The 15,287-nt window shown below is 53.8% G+C and carries 15 protein-coding genes; 7 read left to right on the top strand and 8 right to left on the bottom strand.

Annotation, left to right across the window (positions count from 1 at the left end):
• Positions 1-18 precede the first annotated feature (18 nt).
• Positions 19-456 carry a glyoxalase gene (locus tag JOE25_RS06130; RefSeq protein ID WP_209633267.1) on the bottom strand — a complete coding sequence of 146 codons (438 nt, stop codon included), beginning with the start codon at positions 454-456 and terminating at the stop codon, positions 19-21.
• Between the two features lie 20 nt (positions 457-476).
• Positions 477-1,346, bottom strand: a complete 870-nt coding sequence (locus tag JOE25_RS06125; RefSeq protein ID WP_209633264.1) for an AraC family transcriptional regulator — start codon at positions 1,344-1,346, stop codon at positions 477-479.
• A gap of 179 nt (positions 1,347-1,525) precedes the next feature.
• On the opposite strand from JOE25_RS06125, the gene JOE25_RS06120 reads away from it, so the two are divergent.
• The gene (locus JOE25_RS06120) at positions 1,526-2,431 is read left to right on the top strand and encodes an EamA family transporter (protein WP_209633262.1); all 906 of its coding nucleotides are present in this window, start codon (positions 1,526-1,528) and stop codon (positions 2,429-2,431) included.
• Between the two features lie 89 nt (positions 2,432-2,520).
• Here JOE25_RS06120 and JOE25_RS06115 read toward each other — a convergent pair whose 3' ends face one another.
• Positions 2,521-3,756, bottom strand: coding sequence for an alpha/beta fold hydrolase (locus JOE25_RS06115; protein WP_209633260.1), 1,236 nt, complete (start codon positions 3,754-3,756; stop codon positions 2,521-2,523).
• 104 nt (positions 3,757-3,860) lie between these two features.
• Here JOE25_RS06115 and JOE25_RS06110 point away from each other — a divergent pair, with 104 nt between their 5' ends.
• The 5 genes from JOE25_RS06110 to JOE25_RS06090 all read left to right on the top strand — a co-directional run bounded on the left by JOE25_RS06110 (position 3,861) and on the right by JOE25_RS06090 (position 8,501).
• Positions 3,861-4,757 (top strand): LysR family transcriptional regulator, encoded by an 897-nt coding sequence (locus tag JOE25_RS06110; RefSeq protein WP_245209704.1) that lies wholly within the window; start codon positions 3,861-3,863, stop codon positions 4,755-4,757.
• 144 nt (positions 4,758-4,901) lie between these two features.
• Positions 4,902-6,071: a histidinol-phosphate transaminase gene (locus JOE25_RS06105; protein ID WP_209633258.1), complete on the top strand. Its 1,170-nt coding sequence runs from the start codon at positions 4,902-4,904 to the stop codon at positions 6,069-6,071.
• 125 nt (positions 6,072-6,196) lie between these two features.
• The gene (locus tag JOE25_RS06100) at positions 6,197-7,201 is read left to right on the top strand and encodes an alpha/beta hydrolase (protein WP_209633256.1); all 1,005 of its coding nucleotides are present in this window, start codon (positions 6,197-6,199) and stop codon (positions 7,199-7,201) included.
• 75 nt (positions 7,202-7,276) lie between these two features.
• Complete coding sequence (locus JOE25_RS06095; protein WP_209633255.1) at positions 7,277-7,936, top strand: dihydrofolate reductase family protein; 660 nt, start codon at positions 7,277-7,279, stop codon at positions 7,934-7,936.
• Between the two features lie 205 nt (positions 7,937-8,141).
• Complete coding sequence (locus JOE25_RS06090) at positions 8,142-8,501, top strand: AprI/Inh family metalloprotease inhibitor (RefSeq protein ID WP_209633253.1); 360 nt, start codon at positions 8,142-8,144, stop codon at positions 8,499-8,501.
• Between the two features lie 56 nt (positions 8,502-8,557).
• Here the strand turns inward: JOE25_RS06090 and JOE25_RS06085 are convergent, their stop codons facing one another.
• Together JOE25_RS06085 and JOE25_RS06080 are read right to left on the bottom strand one after the other, a co-directional pair.
• Complete coding sequence (locus tag JOE25_RS06085) at positions 8,558-9,079, bottom strand: chromate transporter (RefSeq protein WP_209633250.1); 522 nt, start codon at positions 9,077-9,079, stop codon at positions 8,558-8,560.
• Positions 9,076-9,648 (bottom strand): chromate transporter, encoded by a 573-nt coding sequence (locus JOE25_RS06080; RefSeq protein ID WP_209633248.1) that lies wholly within the window; start codon positions 9,646-9,648, stop codon positions 9,076-9,078. The genes JOE25_RS06085 and JOE25_RS06080 overlap by 4 nt, the downstream gene beginning before the upstream one ends.
• Positions 9,649-9,746: 98 nt before the next feature.
• Here JOE25_RS06080 and JOE25_RS06075 point away from each other — a divergent pair, with 98 nt between their 5' ends.
• On the top strand, positions 9,747-10,667 hold the full coding sequence (locus tag JOE25_RS06075) for a LysR family transcriptional regulator (RefSeq protein ID WP_209633246.1): 921 nt from the start codon (positions 9,747-9,749) through the stop codon (positions 10,665-10,667).
• On the opposite strand, the gene JOE25_RS06070 is transcribed toward JOE25_RS06075, so the two are convergent.
• The 3 genes from JOE25_RS06070 to JOE25_RS06060 are packed head-to-tail and all read right to left on the bottom strand — an operon-like array spanning position 10,664 to position 14,805.
• Entirely contained in the window at positions 10,664-11,503 is an 840-nt protein-coding gene (locus JOE25_RS06070) for a PRD domain-containing protein (RefSeq protein ID WP_209634196.1), read from the bottom strand. The two genes, JOE25_RS06075 and JOE25_RS06070, sit on opposite strands and share 4 nt — an antisense overlap.
• A gap of 24 nt (positions 11,504-11,527) precedes the next feature.
• Positions 11,528-12,943, bottom strand: coding sequence for a glycoside hydrolase family 1 protein (locus JOE25_RS06065; protein WP_209633244.1), 1,416 nt, complete (start codon positions 12,941-12,943; stop codon positions 11,528-11,530).
• On the bottom strand, positions 12,940-14,805 hold the full coding sequence (locus JOE25_RS06060) for a beta-glucoside-specific PTS transporter subunit IIABC (protein WP_209633242.1): 1,866 nt from the start codon (positions 14,803-14,805) through the stop codon (positions 12,940-12,942). The genes JOE25_RS06065 and JOE25_RS06060 overlap by 4 nt, the downstream gene beginning before the upstream one ends.
• Between the last annotated feature and the right edge of the window lie 482 nt (positions 14,806-15,287).

Here is a 15,287-nt window from a genome sequence, read left to right as displayed (position 1 = left end):
GGCGGTAATAAACAGCGATTAATCCCGCAACCAAGGGGTAACGGTCACGCCGATCAACATCCCTTCCGGGCTGAGTAAGCGGGTCACGCTTTGGCCCCACGGCTCTTCACGGTTGGCAACCAACAGGCGATAGCCGCGATCAATCAGCCCTTGAGTCGCCAGCGCGATATCGGCGACGTCGAATTCCATCCAGGCCTGCGGCACCGGCAGATCAACGGGCCATTGATCGCTACCGAAACACGATTGTGCGGCCTGCGCCAACGGCCACAGGGCAAAGTGTTTTACCCCCTCCAGCGCGCCATGCTCGGTTAACAGATAGTCTGGATTACCTTCCATCGGCTTAAGCGGCAATCCCAATGCGTCAACATAAAAGGCTTTGCTGTGATCCGTCTCTTGAGTAATCGGGCCAAATCCAGCGATAAATAACACACCCAGTCCTGCGAACTGCTGTTCCATGTTCTCTCCTGTAAAGGACATCAACGCCCCTGGCGCATTTGTGTTGGGGAAAATCCGTAGGCCGCTTTAAAGCGATTGCTAAAGTGGCTGGACGAGCTAAAGCCGCACTCCAACGCAATCTGCGTCAGCGACAGTACGCTGTGGCACAGCAACCTTTCCGCCTGTTGCAACCGTGCACGCATCACGAACTGGTGCGGCGCCATACCGGTATCATGTTTGAACATACGGGCAAAGTGGAATTCACTCAACCCGGCCTCTGCCGCCAAATCTGACAGCAACAACGGTTGGTCCAGATGCTGCTCTATGTAGGCTTTCACCCGCCTGGCAACCACGGGGGCCAAACCGCCCCGTACCTGTGGCAACACCCAATGCAGTTGGCTGTAATGCTGCACCAAATGCGACATCAAAAAGGTCGTCGCACTACTGAGTGCCAGCTGATTGGCATTCTCCTGCCAGTTACAGTTGAGTATAAACTGGCGAAACAGCAACGTAATCTTGGGATCTTCGCCAAACGCGAGCTGATCGAGGTTAATCGCGGCAGGGCTCCGATCCCAGGTGTGTTCCACCACCTGACGCAGATGCCGATCGGTGCAATAAAGGTGTACGAAAGATAAATCGCTGCGCACATCCCAGGTAGATTCATATTGACGGGGCATAATGCAGAAGCGGTCTGGCCCACCGCCATTTTTCCAACCGCCGGGCACTTTCTGATAGCACTCATACCCGTCTGCGACATACAGACTCAGCGTATGGTGATCGGCACTTTCCTGAGTAATGCGATCGTTACGGTTGGACCAGGCCGCAATTTCCACACCGGACCCCAGCTGCACATTGTTGTGCAACTGCGCGTTATGCTCCCGCAGTGTTTCAAACGCCTTGTACCTGGACATCACCCGCCCCCGCTTTTCCCAATGTTTCCAGTGTAGAGAGAGGTGCCGTACCACACCAGACGCTAACCCTCGCTTTTGCCAAAAAAAGCGCAAGAATATGCAATTGCGCGCAATGCGCTGAAAGCGCGATACCCAGCCACGAAGGATACTGCCCCGGTCTATTTTTGTCGGAGTCAATTATGAACACGCTGTTGTACCTGGCCGTGGTACTGATTTGGGGCACCACCTGGATTGCAATTACCTTACAACAAGCAGGCCCGGTGGCCATTCCTGTTTCCATTAGCTACCGTTTTGTTGTTGCCGCCATGACGATGTTTGTCATCTTGTTGTTGATGCGCCGCTTGCGCCGCATTGCCCCACGTGACCATGTGTTTTGCATCCTGCAAGGCTGCTGCGTTTTCGGTTTTAACTTCTACTGTTTTTACCATGCTGCGGCTTATATCAGCAGTGGTTTGGAATCGGTAATTTTTTCAATGGCAGTGCTGTTCAATGCCGTTAACGGCATGATTTTCTTTCGTCAACGCCCCAGTCCGAACCTATTGCCGGCAGCGGTGCTGGGATTAACCGGGATCGTCGCCCTGTTCTGGCAAGATTTGGCCGCCACGCAAATGGCACCCGAACTGTTGAAAGGCATTGGACTGAGTGCGCTCGGTACTTACGGCTTTTCGCTGGGAAATATGATCAGTACTCGCCACCAGCGGCGCGGGCTGGATATTCTCTCCACCAATACCTATGCCATGAGCTACGGCGCAATACTGATGGCATTGATCGCGCTGTCTCAAGGAGCGTCGTTCCAGATTGAATTCAACACCCGCTATATTGGCTCATTGCTGTATCTGGCCATTTTTGGATCAGTGATTGCCTTCGCGGCCTACTTCAGTCTGCTGGGCCGCATTGGCGCCGGGGCTGCCGCCTACAGCACACTGTTGTTCCCGCTGGTCGCACTCAGCATTTCAACGTTCTATGAAGGCTACCAATGGCACCTCAATGCCGTGATGGGTTTAGGCATGATTTTACTCGGCAATCTGGTGATGTTTGCGAAGCCGGGCAGGTTCAGTGCGCTATGGCACAAGCGGGCCGTTTAAGTAAAGAGCGCCTTACTGGAAGGCGCCCCCCTGGTTATCAGCCATCACCCAGAGCGAGTTTTTTTGGTTACTCCGCCATTAATAACCGGTCAGTTAATGTCGGTGAACGTTCCAATGAAACACTCAAGCGCCTGCGCCAGTTCGCTGGCGCCCTCCCGTGGGGGATGGTGCCCAACACCGGGCATCATTAATAAACGGGCGTTAGCAATCCCCTCAGCAATTTCCCCACTGAGCTCTGGCGGTGTCGCTACGTCTTGTTCCCCACAAATAACCCATGTCGGGGTCGTTATCAGCGGTAACAACGCACGGCAATCTCCGCGTTCGATGACCGCCGCATCTATCGCCAACGACAGCCCCTTACGGTCATGTTTCAGCATGATAGCCCGGTCTCTCACCATGGCCTGCGGATTGTTACGTCGCCAGGCTGGCGCATTGACGTGTTGCTGCACATTGATGAAAGCGGCCTCGCAATCTTCATGACTACCTTGCAGGAGTGTCGTTTTTAAACGCTCCCACGTCCCGTAGCGTTGGGGATCCTCTTCACGGGCGCTGGTTCCAATTAACACCAAACCGGACAACAATTCCGGGTGCTTTGCCGCCAACCGGATCCCCACCATTCCACCCTGACTTTGCCCAATAAATACCACAGGCCCCAGAGAGAGTTCGTTAATCATCAACGCCAGATCGTCAGCAATATCATCCAGACTCCATCCCCGGTGATTGAAACTGCTTTCCCCGTGGCCTGGCATATCAAGCCCAATACAGCGGTAATTTTTTGCCAGTACTGCCATCTGCTCGGTAAAAATATCGCCATCGACAAAAAGTCCATGGGCAAACATGAGCACAGGTCCTTCACCTCGATCCGTATAGGCATATTCTGTGTGATTGAGGCGTACCCTGTATTTCTCATCATCGCAGGTAGAATCAAAAGCTCGTGCAAGCAACGCTGAATCTTCAAAAATCTGATAACGCGCAATCAAACCCTCTCGGATTTGAAAATGCAGTACAAAATCGCTGCCTACAGTACGGCCGGTAGAAACCACCCGGTGGCGGAAATACCCTTTCACCATGACGCTATCATCGGAAACCCACCAGTTATCCAACCGGAAAACCCGTGGCTGAAAGTTTTCAGGGAATGACCGCAACCACTGACGCACCGACTCGCGTCCTTTCAATATGCCAACGGTTGAAACCTGTGTGACCCCGTCAACATGCCACACCACATCATCGGTCAGCAGTTGTAATGCGCTATCAACGTCGCCCGCCCCAAAAGCGCTGATGTAACGCTGCACAACTTCGGTATGAAGTGAGGTAAGGTTAGCCATGTCATGATCCTCTTAAGAAATAATAAAACCCGCCGTCAAAACTCGAACAAAGGGCGTCAGAGGGGTATTATTGGATTTCTTTTTATGCATAACTACAGAAGAAATTGCCAATAGGTTTTCTAAAAATGAAAAATATGGATTGGAACGATCTGCGTTATTTTCTTTGTGTGGCCAGGCATGCAAGCCTGACCGGCGCAGCACAAGAAATGAGTGTCAGCCAGTCCACTATCGCAAGACGTATTGCCGCATTAGAAGAGAGTCTGGGTACTGCGCTATTTGTGCGTCATGCAACGGGTTATTTCCTGACGGATAATGGGAAGGACGTTTTAACGCAAGCCGAACGCGTTGAAGCCCGGGTGTTTGAATTGGAAAAAGATGCATCAAACCTGGACGCGACAGTTGCCGGGGTTGTCCGGTTGGCCACTGCAGAAACAATGGCCACTCATGTCATTATTCCTGCATTGCCGTTATTGGCTGCACGCCATCCCAAACTACGGCTGGAGTTGATCACCGGCATCGACATGGTTGATCTCCCCCGCTATCAGGCAGATTTGGCATTACGCTTGGTGCGACCTGGTCACGGCAATTTAGTCATCCAAAAGCTGGGGAATATGCCCTCTGCTGTCTATGGCAGCCAGGATTACCTTGCCCTGTCCACACCAGAAGAAAGGCGCTTCATCTGCTGGGATAAAACTTTTGCACATCTGCCGGCCGCACAGTGGTTAGAAAAGCATGGACATAGCCAAGAACCGGCATTAACCACCAGCAGTGTCGCAACACAATATTCCGCAGCAAAAATGGGGATCGGCTTAGCCGTCTTGCCCTGTTTTATGGTGATGGATAATGATCCGCTGGTTCAAACGCTGACACCGCAAGAGGTATTCACAGAAGAATTGTGGCTGGTAACGCATGCTGACGTTCGTGTCTCAGCACGCGTGCGAGCGGTCAGCGGTTTTTTGCAGGATATTTTCAAGGCAACAGATACCCGGTGGCATAAGTAAAAACATCGTCTGGTGCACTTAACGACTCACGCTGGTGCACTATAGTGCACTGAATAGATTTAATTTTAATAAAATCAATATATTAAAAGTTGGCATGTTTTCTGCCTGTTCTCTTTGCAACTTTATAAAAAGGAGAACGGGCACATGCAAGAAAGCAACACCTTAAACGTTAAACGTAGGCAGTTATTAAAACTCTCTGGGGTTCTGGCCGGCGGTATCGCGCTGGTGGGGTTGAATCGTAGTGCACTGGCGAACCTCTCTTCGGGCGACGCCCCTTTCACCACCCCCACCGTCGATAATCCGATCCGGATTAACTTCAACGAGAACCCACTGGGCATGTCACCCAAGGCACAGGCCGCCGCACGTGATGCCGTGATAAAGGCCAACCGCTACGCCAAGGACGAGATCGTCGCGCTACGCAGTAAACTGGCCAGCCAATATCAGGTACCCGAAACGGCAATCCTGCTCACCGCGGGTTCATCCGAAGGGATCCGCGCCGCAGTAGAAGCTTACGCCACTTTAGATACCCAGTTGGTGATCCCAGAACTGACCTACGGCGACGGCGAGCATTTTGCCAAAATCGCGGGTATCAAAATCACTAAAGTGCCGATGCTGGATGGTTGGCAGTTCGATATCGATGGATTGAAAAATGCGGTGGCAAACTACAAGGGTCCGTCATTGGTCTACCTGGTTAATCCAAATAACCCCACGGCAACCATTACGCCGGCAGATGTGATCGAACCCTGGATCGCCGCGAAACCGGCCAACACCCTGTTCATTGTGGATGAGGCTTACGCCGAGTTCGTCAATGACCCACGTTTTCGCTCGGTCGGCCCATTGTTCAAGCAGGGAGCAGACAATGTCATCCTGCTTAAAACCTTTTCAAAAATCTTTGCCATGGCAGGCATGCGTGTGGGTTACGCCGTGGCGCAGCCAGAGATCATTGCCCGTCTAGGTCACTACGTCGCCGGTGAGAAAATCAATTTCTGCGGTGTCGATGCAGCATTGGCCTCGCTGGATGATCAGGCCTTCATCACGTACAGCAAAAAGAGCAACGACACGTCACGCCAGATTCTGCTGGACGCATTAAAAGCGCTGAACATCACGTATTTGCCGTCCGAGGGCAACTTTGTCTTTCACCAGCTTAACGTGCCGCTGAAAGCGTATCAGCAGCACATGAAGCAGGCTGGCATCCTTATTGGGCGTGCGTTCCCTCCGGCCGATGCCTGGTGCCGCATCTCGCTCGGCACGCCGCAAGAGATGACCTTTGTCGCCAAAACCCTGCATGATTTCCGCGCCAAAGGCTGGGTATAGTGGTCCTGGCGTACTGAAACCTACCGCCAGTTCGCTGGCGGTTATCCCTATAGCCCCTTTCATCCTAAAAGCTGACGCCTTATGGCTATACTGAGACTCTGCCGATTTTTCATAAGGACATCAGGATGCTGAGATTCTCTCGCCGTTGGCTGTTATCAGCAGCGCTTATTACGTTCGCAACGACCGCAGCAGAAACACCCCAATATGGCCAAGAGCTACAGGGCTTCCACTATCCTTACCCACTGCAACAGTTTAGTTTCGGCTCTCAGGGGCAGCAGTTGAGTATGGGCTACATGGACGTGCCGCCAGAGGGGAAAGCCAATGGCCACACAGCGGTGTTGATGCACGGCAAGAACTTCTGCGCGGCCACCTGGCAGGAAACCATTAAAGCGCTGACCAAGGCCGGTTATCGGGTGATTGCCCCGGATCAGATCGGTTTTTGCAGCTCGACCAAACCGCAACATTATCAATACAGTTTTCAACAGTTAGCGCAAAATACCCACGCGTTGCTGAGTAACCTGAAGATCAGTAAAGCGGTGATCGTCGGCCACTCTACCGGCGGCATGCTGGCAACCCGTTATAGCCTGATGTATCCGCAGGCAGTGGAACGACTGGTGATGGTCAATCCCATTGGGTTGGAAGATTGGAAAGCCAAGGGCGTGCCGTGGCGCAGCGTCGATCAGTGGTTCGAACGCGAACTCAAGACCTCCGCCGCCGGCATTCGGCAATATGAATTGAACACTTACTATGTGGGCCGCTGGAAACCAGAATATGACCGCTGGGTCGATATGCTGGCCGGGTTGAACAATGGGCCGGGGCATCGCCTGGTGGCCTGGAACTCGGCGCTGATATACGACATGATTTTTACTCAACCGGTGTATTACGAGTTTAAGGATCTGCAAACGCCGACCACGCTGATGATTGGCACCGCCGATACCACAGCCATCGGCAGTGACATCGCGCCACCTGCGGTCAAAGCCAAACTGGGCAAATACAACGTTCTTGGCAAACAGGTGGCAACGCTGATCCCCCACGCCAACTTGATCGAATTCCCCGGACTGGGCCATGCGCCACAGATGGAGGAACCCACACAGTTTAACAATGCGCTGATTAAGGCATTGCAGCCCTAAGCGTCATTGGCTGGATCTGTCACCCATGCCTGCCTAAACTTTGCGCTACGGGTAACAATGGCAGCGGAGAAGACTATGCGACAGATTATTGTGGGCGCGTTTATCAGCCTTGATGGGGTCATGCAGGCCCCGGGTGGACCGGAAGAAGATACGACGGGTGGCTTTCAGTTTGGCGGTTGGACAGTGCCCTATTGGGATGACAGCATTGCCGCGGCAATGGGGGAGACTTTCTCTCAGCCGTTTGATTTACTGCTGGGCCGTAAAACCTATGACATTTTCGCCGCGCACTGGCCGCGTATCGAAACCGATCCCAACGCAGAGGGGTTTGAACAACTCAACGCAGAGATTGCCAACACCTTCAATTGGGCGACCAAATATGTCGCTACCCACCGGGGTGAAACGTTGGCATGGGAAAACAGCCAATGGTTGAGCCAGAATGTTGCCGCACGTCTGCGAGAGATCAAAGCCGGACAAGGACCGGCTCTGGTGGTTCAAGGCAGCACCGAGTTAATCCAACTGTTGCTGGCTGAGGATTTGGTGGACGAACTGCGTCTGCTGACCTACCCGCTGCTGCTGGGCGGCGGTAAACGCCTGTTCGGCAAGGGGACGTCACCGGCCGCCTTTAAGCTGGTTAAGTCAGTTATCTCACCCAGTGGGGTGATCATCGCGCACTATCAGCGCGCCGGTAACATCTCCACGGGATCTTTCGCATTGGAAGCCAGCGCGGCGAAGTAGCGGCTAGCCCTGCACAAAGTGGTCGTTCTGCAACCGGCAAGCCTTGTCATCTGTATCTATTTAACAAGGATTAAAATCCCTTATCCTTCCCCCATCCGATGCCGGGGATCGTGCTATGGTATTAGCGGATTTTAGTAAGGAGTGGCCGATGCCGAGATTTCTCTCTTTACGCGCATTACGGCGCGTTGCCCTGACAGGAGTTGTTATGAGCCTTATGTTAAGCAGCAGTACCTTTGCCAGTTCACTGCCTCTGCTGGCCCCCTCTGCACTGAAGGGGCACTGGCAACTGATCGACGCCGAGGACAAAACCGCTACCTGCAACGTTGAACTCAGTGATGAACTTATCGAAGGCAGCAACGCTTACCGCTTTACTGCCTCCGCGCAGTGCTTGCAACCGCTGGCGCTTAGCGAGCTGCCGGTTGCCTGGCGCCCAACGCCAGACGGCATGACGCTGACCAATGCCGACGGCAGCATGGTCGCGTTTCTCGCGCTGACCGCGCCCAAACGCTATGAAGTGATGAATCACACTGGCAAAGCGCGTTTTACGCTGATACCGCGCCCATAGTCACTGCGCTGTTTACATGGCGGCAGTGTGACTCTTCTGCCGCCAACGCCCATCGATTACGCCACCAACAATCCCAATAACGCCCCGCCCGCCAATACCCACAGCGGGTGAATGCGTTTGTTCATGCTCAACACCGTGGCCAATAGAATAATCACCGCCAGCGGCCAACGGGGGGCAGAAGCCTCAGCGATCAGCACCCCGCTCGCCGCCACCAACCCAACGGTAACCGGTACGAGCCCACTCTGCACGCGGCGGCGCCAGGGTTTGTCCTTAAAGCGCCGCCAGGCGCCCATCACCAACAACGTGACTATCGATGACGGGCCAAACTTGGCAACGGAAGACACCAACAGCCCGGCCCAGCCGGCCACGTGCCAGCCAATCAGTGGCACGATCATCATATTCGGTCCCGGCGCAGCCTGCGCCATAGCGAAAAGTGCACTGAACTCCTGCGCGCTCATCCATTGGTGAACCTCCACCACCTGACGCTGCATTTCCGGCAAAATTGTCATGCCGCCACCGAACGCCAACAGTGACAATTCCGTGAAGATGATCGCCAGCGAAATCAAAACACCGATCATGATGGATTCCTCCACCACATCAGTAAAATACTCAGCGGTGCCAGCACCAGCATGGTTGGCAGCAACGGCAAACGCAGCCAGGCGATGGCGCTCAAACAGAGTGCGACAATCCCCAGCGCCAGCCATTTACCGCGCAACGGCAACAGCATTTTGATCCCCGTGGACAGCAATAAACCCGCTGCCGCTGCCGCCAATCCGGCAAAGACGTGTTGCACATGGGCATCATTCTGGAAGCGGGCGTAAACCATACCCAGACCGACCACAATCGCCGTCGGCGCACTGATCAGCCCCAGCAATGCGCAGAAAGCACCGCGCAGGCCGCGAAACTCCATCCCCACCGCCACCGAAAGGTTGATCACATTGCCCCCAGGCAAGAATTGGCATAAACCCAGCAGCTCGGTGAACTGTTCGCCGCTCAGCCAGCGCCTGTCTTCTACCAGCATATTGCGCGCAAGCGGCAATACACCGCCAAAGCCAATCAGCCCAAGCATCAAAAAGCCCCAAAACAACTCGCCATTGCCCGGCGGGGCTGCAAGCCGTTCGTTTTTTACCGCATCAGATTCAGACATGGTCCTTCCACATTGCTTATTGTGATGACTGGTATGATGCGCGCCGTCATGACATGATGTCTAATGCATTTCGGAAGCAATAAGGATACCTAAAAGGTATGGCTATGATCGAACTTCGTCGCCTGCGGGCGTTCGTTACCGTGGTAGAAGAAGGTAATATCACCCGCGCTGCCGAACGTCTATTTATCCAGCAACCACCGCTGACCCGACTGCTGCAAGGACTGGAAGATGAGCTGGGCGTCAAACTGCTGCAACGCCTGCCGCGTGGGGTTCGCGTCACCGAGGCTGGCAGCGTGCTGTTCAATGAGGCGCGCGCCTTGCTGGCGCGTGCAGAGCACTTGACCGAAGCCGTGCGCCGCGCCGCTCGTGGCGAACAAGGGCACATCGCCATCGGCTTTACCAGCTCCGCTGCCCTGCATCCGTTCGTGCCCAACCTGTTGCGGCGCTACCGTGAGATCCTGCCAGGTATTACCACCCAGTTGGAAGAAGCCGGCAGCGGAGAACTCTTGGATGCCTTGGTGGAGGAGCGGCTCGACGTTGCCTTTGTCCGTTCGCCTGTGGGCGGCATTCCGGGGCTAACCATTGAACCTGTGTTACGTGAACCTATGCTGGTCGCTCTGCCTGTCGGGCACCCATTGGCAGTCAACAGCGAGCAATCTCTGCCGCTGGCAGCGTTAACCCACGAAGCATTCATTCTTTATCGTCGCCCTGCCGGCCAAGGCCTGTATGATGCCATTTTGGCTGCCTGCCACCGCGCAGGGTTCAGTCCACGTGTTATTCAAGAAGCCCCACGCCTGCCCGCCACGCTCAGTCTGGTGGGGGCCGGTTTAGGGCTGTCGATTGTACCGGCCTCGATGCGGCGCTTGGGGGGAGATGGCATTATCTATCGGACGATTGCCGAACAAGCCCAGCTCAGTGCGCCACTTTACCTGGCGTTACGCAGCAATCGCGCCTCCGCCATCATCACACGTTTTCGCGATCTGGTGGCAGAGGCGGTCAGTGAGCAGCCGGCTGACTAGTCTTGTGTGTCGGTAATACGCGTGAGGTGGATCACCAGGTACAGCAGTTCATCGTTCGACATCTCCATTTGCAGCAGATTCTTCACGTAATCGCGGATCAGTAACGCGCCGCGATAAGCGTGCGGATATTCTTTGGTCACCTGCGCAAAAATAAAGTCGTCTTTCGACACCACCTGCTGCCCTTCCACCATTCGCTGGATAAAAAACTGCATATGAACCAGAAAACGTGCGTAATTGAGCGAATCTGTGTCGATATTGATGCGAAAATGATATTTGATGATGTTGAATATATCCTTCAACATCTTCACCGCCAGCAGCGTGTGCTCCATGTTTTGCACATCGGTTTGCCCATTAACCAAATGGAAAGCGATGTTGCCGGCCTCTTCTTCCGGCAACTGAATATTCAGCCGTTGGTTGATATAGGCCAGCGCCTGCGCCGCTACCGCAAACTCCTGCGGGTAAAAACGCTTCACTTCAAACAACAGCCGGTTCTGGATCGCAATCCCTTTGTGATAGCGTTCAATGGCGAAACTGATATGGTCTGCCAGCGTGAAGAAGATCTGCTCGTTAATCCGTCCGTTAAGATGGCGATTGGCCTCTGCGAGGATCATCTGCACAATCTCGATGTGTTCTTCCGGCGTCGTTTCTATCAAGCGCAGATAATCTCGGCCCTTTTGACCGTTTTGCACCACATACACTTTCTCGATCGCGGCCGGATCGAGAACGTCACCCACTTTGCTGTTAAACCCTATACCCTTACCCATAACGATAACTTCATTGTTATCGCCATCCGTCGATAGCACCAGGCTATTGTTGAGTACCTTAATGACTTCCATCGTCGTAGCCATCACCCTCTGTTTTTATTCGCGTTGCCGGCCATCGGAGGCAATCAGGCGTTGGTACCAGTCAAAACTGCTTTTCTTGATACGCCGCAGATCTTTCAGATCCTGCTCACCCCGGTTTACATAGATAAATCCATAACGTTTGGCGTAGCCCTGATGAGTACTGACCACGTCTATCGCTGCCCACGGGCAATAACCGATCAGTTCAACGCCATCGTTAATCGCCAACTGCATCTGCTCAACATGCTGGCGCATAAACTCAATGCGGTAATCGTCGTTAATTGTACCATCGGGCTGTAGCGCATCAGGGGCACCAATACCGTTTTCAGTAATTAATATGGGTAAATGATAGCGTTCAGCGGTTTTGCGTAATGTCAGCCGCAACCCAACCGGGTCGATCACCCAGCCGTAACGGGTTTTGCCGACGAAAGGATTCTCTGCCGCCCGATAAACCCCCGGTTCTCCCAGCATGATTTGTTGATCGCCCGCACGCGCACTGACGTCTGAAGCATCACCACGGCTGGCGGCAATGGTCGCGGTAGAGTAGTAGTTTATCGCCACATAATCCGGCTTCCCCTGCAGCAACAGCGCCGCGTCGCCTGGCGCCATCTGCGGCGCTAATTCGCGGTCCAGCAAATAACGCCAGGCCAGAGGGTTATAGCGGCCATGCACGGCAACATCCAGGAAGCTCCAACAACGCAGCGTCTCCCAGTTATGGGCGGCGATAGCGTCCAGCGGATTGCAGGTTTCCTGATACATCGAGGTCGTGTTTATCGCCGGACCGATTTTAGCGCCCGGGCAACGCTGGTGACATAACGCCATCACGCGGGCCTGAGCCACCAGCATATGGTGGCTTTGCTGATACAGCACCCGTTTGGATGGCAATTCGCCCCCTTTGGGCATGCCAATGGCGCCTGGGTGCAAGATCATGGTGTTTTGTTCATTGATGGTCAGCCAATACTTCACTCGGTCACCAAAGGCGTTGAACAGCACACCGGCATAGTCGACAAAGGCGTCGATAGTGGCCCGATTGGACCAGCCGCCCTGTTGTTCCAGTATGTAAGGCAAATCGAAGTGATACAGCGTCACCACGGGCTCTATGCCATAACTCAACAGCTCATCAATCAACTGGCGATAAAAATCCAACCCGGTGGCGTTGACCTCGCCGGTGCCATTAGGCAGCACTCGCGTCCAGGCAATTGAAAACCGATAGGCCTTTAACCCGAGTTCGGCGAACAACTTTACGTCCTCGCGGAAGCGGTGATAGTGATCGCTGGCAACCTTAAAATCGGCCGTCTCTTTGGGATGATCGAGCATATCCACAATCGATGGGCTTTTGCCGCCCTCGTTCCACGCGCCTTCCACCTGATAAGCGGAGGTGGATGCCCCCCACAGAAAATCTGCGGGGAAATCATTCAGTCGTTGATAAATCATGCCTGCTCCTGCTGCGCATTATTAAGGCTGATGATAGGTTGCCCAAAGCCCACCGCACCCGGCCTACGGCAACTCAGCTGCGGAAAGTCTTCGCTGTTGACCACCAGTATCGGCGTGGTCATGTCATAGCCCAGCCCGGTGATCGCCGCCAGATCAAAGCGCACCAGTTCATCTCCCACCTTAACGCGGTCGCCAATTTTCAAGCTTGAAGTGAAATGCTGCCCCGCCAGATTGACGGTGTCGATACCGATATGCACTAACAGTTCGACGCCGTTATCGCCCTTGATACCGACCGCATGTTTCGACGGTAAGAAGGTCATGACCTCTCCGTCCAGAGGCGCACGCAATACCCCTTCCTGTGGCCGTACCGCAACGCCCTGGCCCAATAATCCCTGAGAGAAAACGTCGTCATTCACCTGATCCAAGGCCACAAGTTGACCGGACATCGGGCTTAAAATCTGCTGTTCACTGCCGCTGAGTGGCTCTGCCGCCTTGACGTCTTGCTCATCAACCGGATCCTCAAAACCCAAGATCCAGGTCAGTGCAAAGGTCACTACAATCGCGATAGCGCAGGTGACCAACGCATGGACGATATTCATCGGGTTTTCACCGATAAAGGCTGGCAGCGCCGCTAACCCAGGGGAGACAAAGGCATAGCGAACCAGCCCGCTGAGTCCGGCATAGATACCGGCACAACCCCCGCCGATCATCGCCGCAATCAGTGGTTTGCGCAGTTTGAGCGTAACGCCATACAGCGAAGGCTCGGTGATGCCCAGCAGCGCAGTAAAACCGGCAGAAGACGCCAGTTGGCGCAGGTTTTTATTTTTCGTGCGGAAGGCCACGCACAGGGTCGCCGCGCCCTGTGCAATGTTAGATGCCAGCATACCGGGCCCATTGATCATCTCGAAACCGTTCTTACTCAACTGCCCGGTCGCAATCGGCGTCATGGCCCAGGCAGTGCCGGTGATCACCAGAAACGGCTGTAACCCCCCCATCAACATCGGAATCAACCAACTCGCTTTACCGTCAACGATCGCCGCAGCGGCCGCAACCAGGTCATTGAGGAAAATACCGAATGGCCCCACCACCACTAACGCCAGCGGTGCGGTAACCAACAGGATAATCATTGGCTTAGTGAAAAATTTGATCATCGTCGGTGAGACTTTCTCGGCAAAACGTTCGATATAAGACATCAGCCATACGGTGAAAATAATCGGCAGCACTGAGCCGGCGTAATCCGCCAAGCGCACAGGAACACCGACAAAATCAATCGCCGTGCCTGCCGCCAGCATCTGCGCCAGATTCGGGTGCAGCAACACCCCGGCGATGGTCATTGCCAAGATCGGGTTACACTCAAACTTGATCGCCGCACCGTAAGCCAGCAATACCGGCAGGAAGAAAAATGCCGCATCGGCAATGGTGTCCAACAAATGGTAGGTCGGGCTGGCAGCGTCTATCGCCCCGGTCAGCTTGAGGATCGCCAACAGTGCCTTAATCATCCCCGCGCCAGTGATCGCCGGGATCACCGGCGTGAACGTGGTAGAGATCACACTGATGATCCGCGACATCACCCCGCCCCGTGCCGGAGATGTTTTTTCGCTTTGACGGCCAGAGAGCTCGCCAATTTCTTTTTGTAGCGTACGGAAGGTTTGCTGCACGTTATTGCCAATCACGATCTGAAACTGGCCGCCGCGCTCCACCACGCTGATCACGCCCGGCAGAGCCTCAATGGCCTTCGCCTCTACCTTGCTGTCATCGTTAAACTCCATACGCAGGCGGGTGGCGCAGTGTGTCAGTTTGCTGACATTGCCCTTGCCACCGACCCGCGCCAATATCTCTAGCCCCAGCTGTTTGTAATCCATCATGTTTCCCCGGTAAAAAAACAAAAAAAAAAGACCAAAATCAAAATGCGCCTCATCACAAGGAGAGGTGCATTCCTATTTTGGTCTTGCCTGCCGAAGCAGTAACACGCCGTAATAAAAATGTCTGGCGATCGCTAAGATCGCAGCGAAAGTATCGTCACAGTTGTGATTTTTCGGCAATAGCCTGCGTCAATCTTTGTGATTAACATCACTCATTTTCTGAAATGCACGGCTGTGTTGTCTGCATGCCCTACCTTAGCGCCGCCGCGGTTTAATTAACCAGTTAAAATAACATCAGAAATAAGAAAAACACCTTGATAGATTAAATTTGTTTATTATTCATTTAATAAAAAACGAAATTAAACTGGTAACGAGGGATTATTATTTTAAAACAAAACCAATAATTACAACCCCACTCAATTGGTAACACAAACAAATAAATTATTCGCTACGAATGCAGCTCAACCCACTATGATTTAATC

The organism is Serratia sp. PL17 (genome assembly GCF_017832355.1).
Lineage (GTDB): Bacteria > Pseudomonadota > Gammaproteobacteria > Enterobacterales > Enterobacteriaceae > Serratia.
Note: the sequence above shows the minus strand (reverse complement) of the source record. Positions and strands in the feature narration are given on the sequence as shown.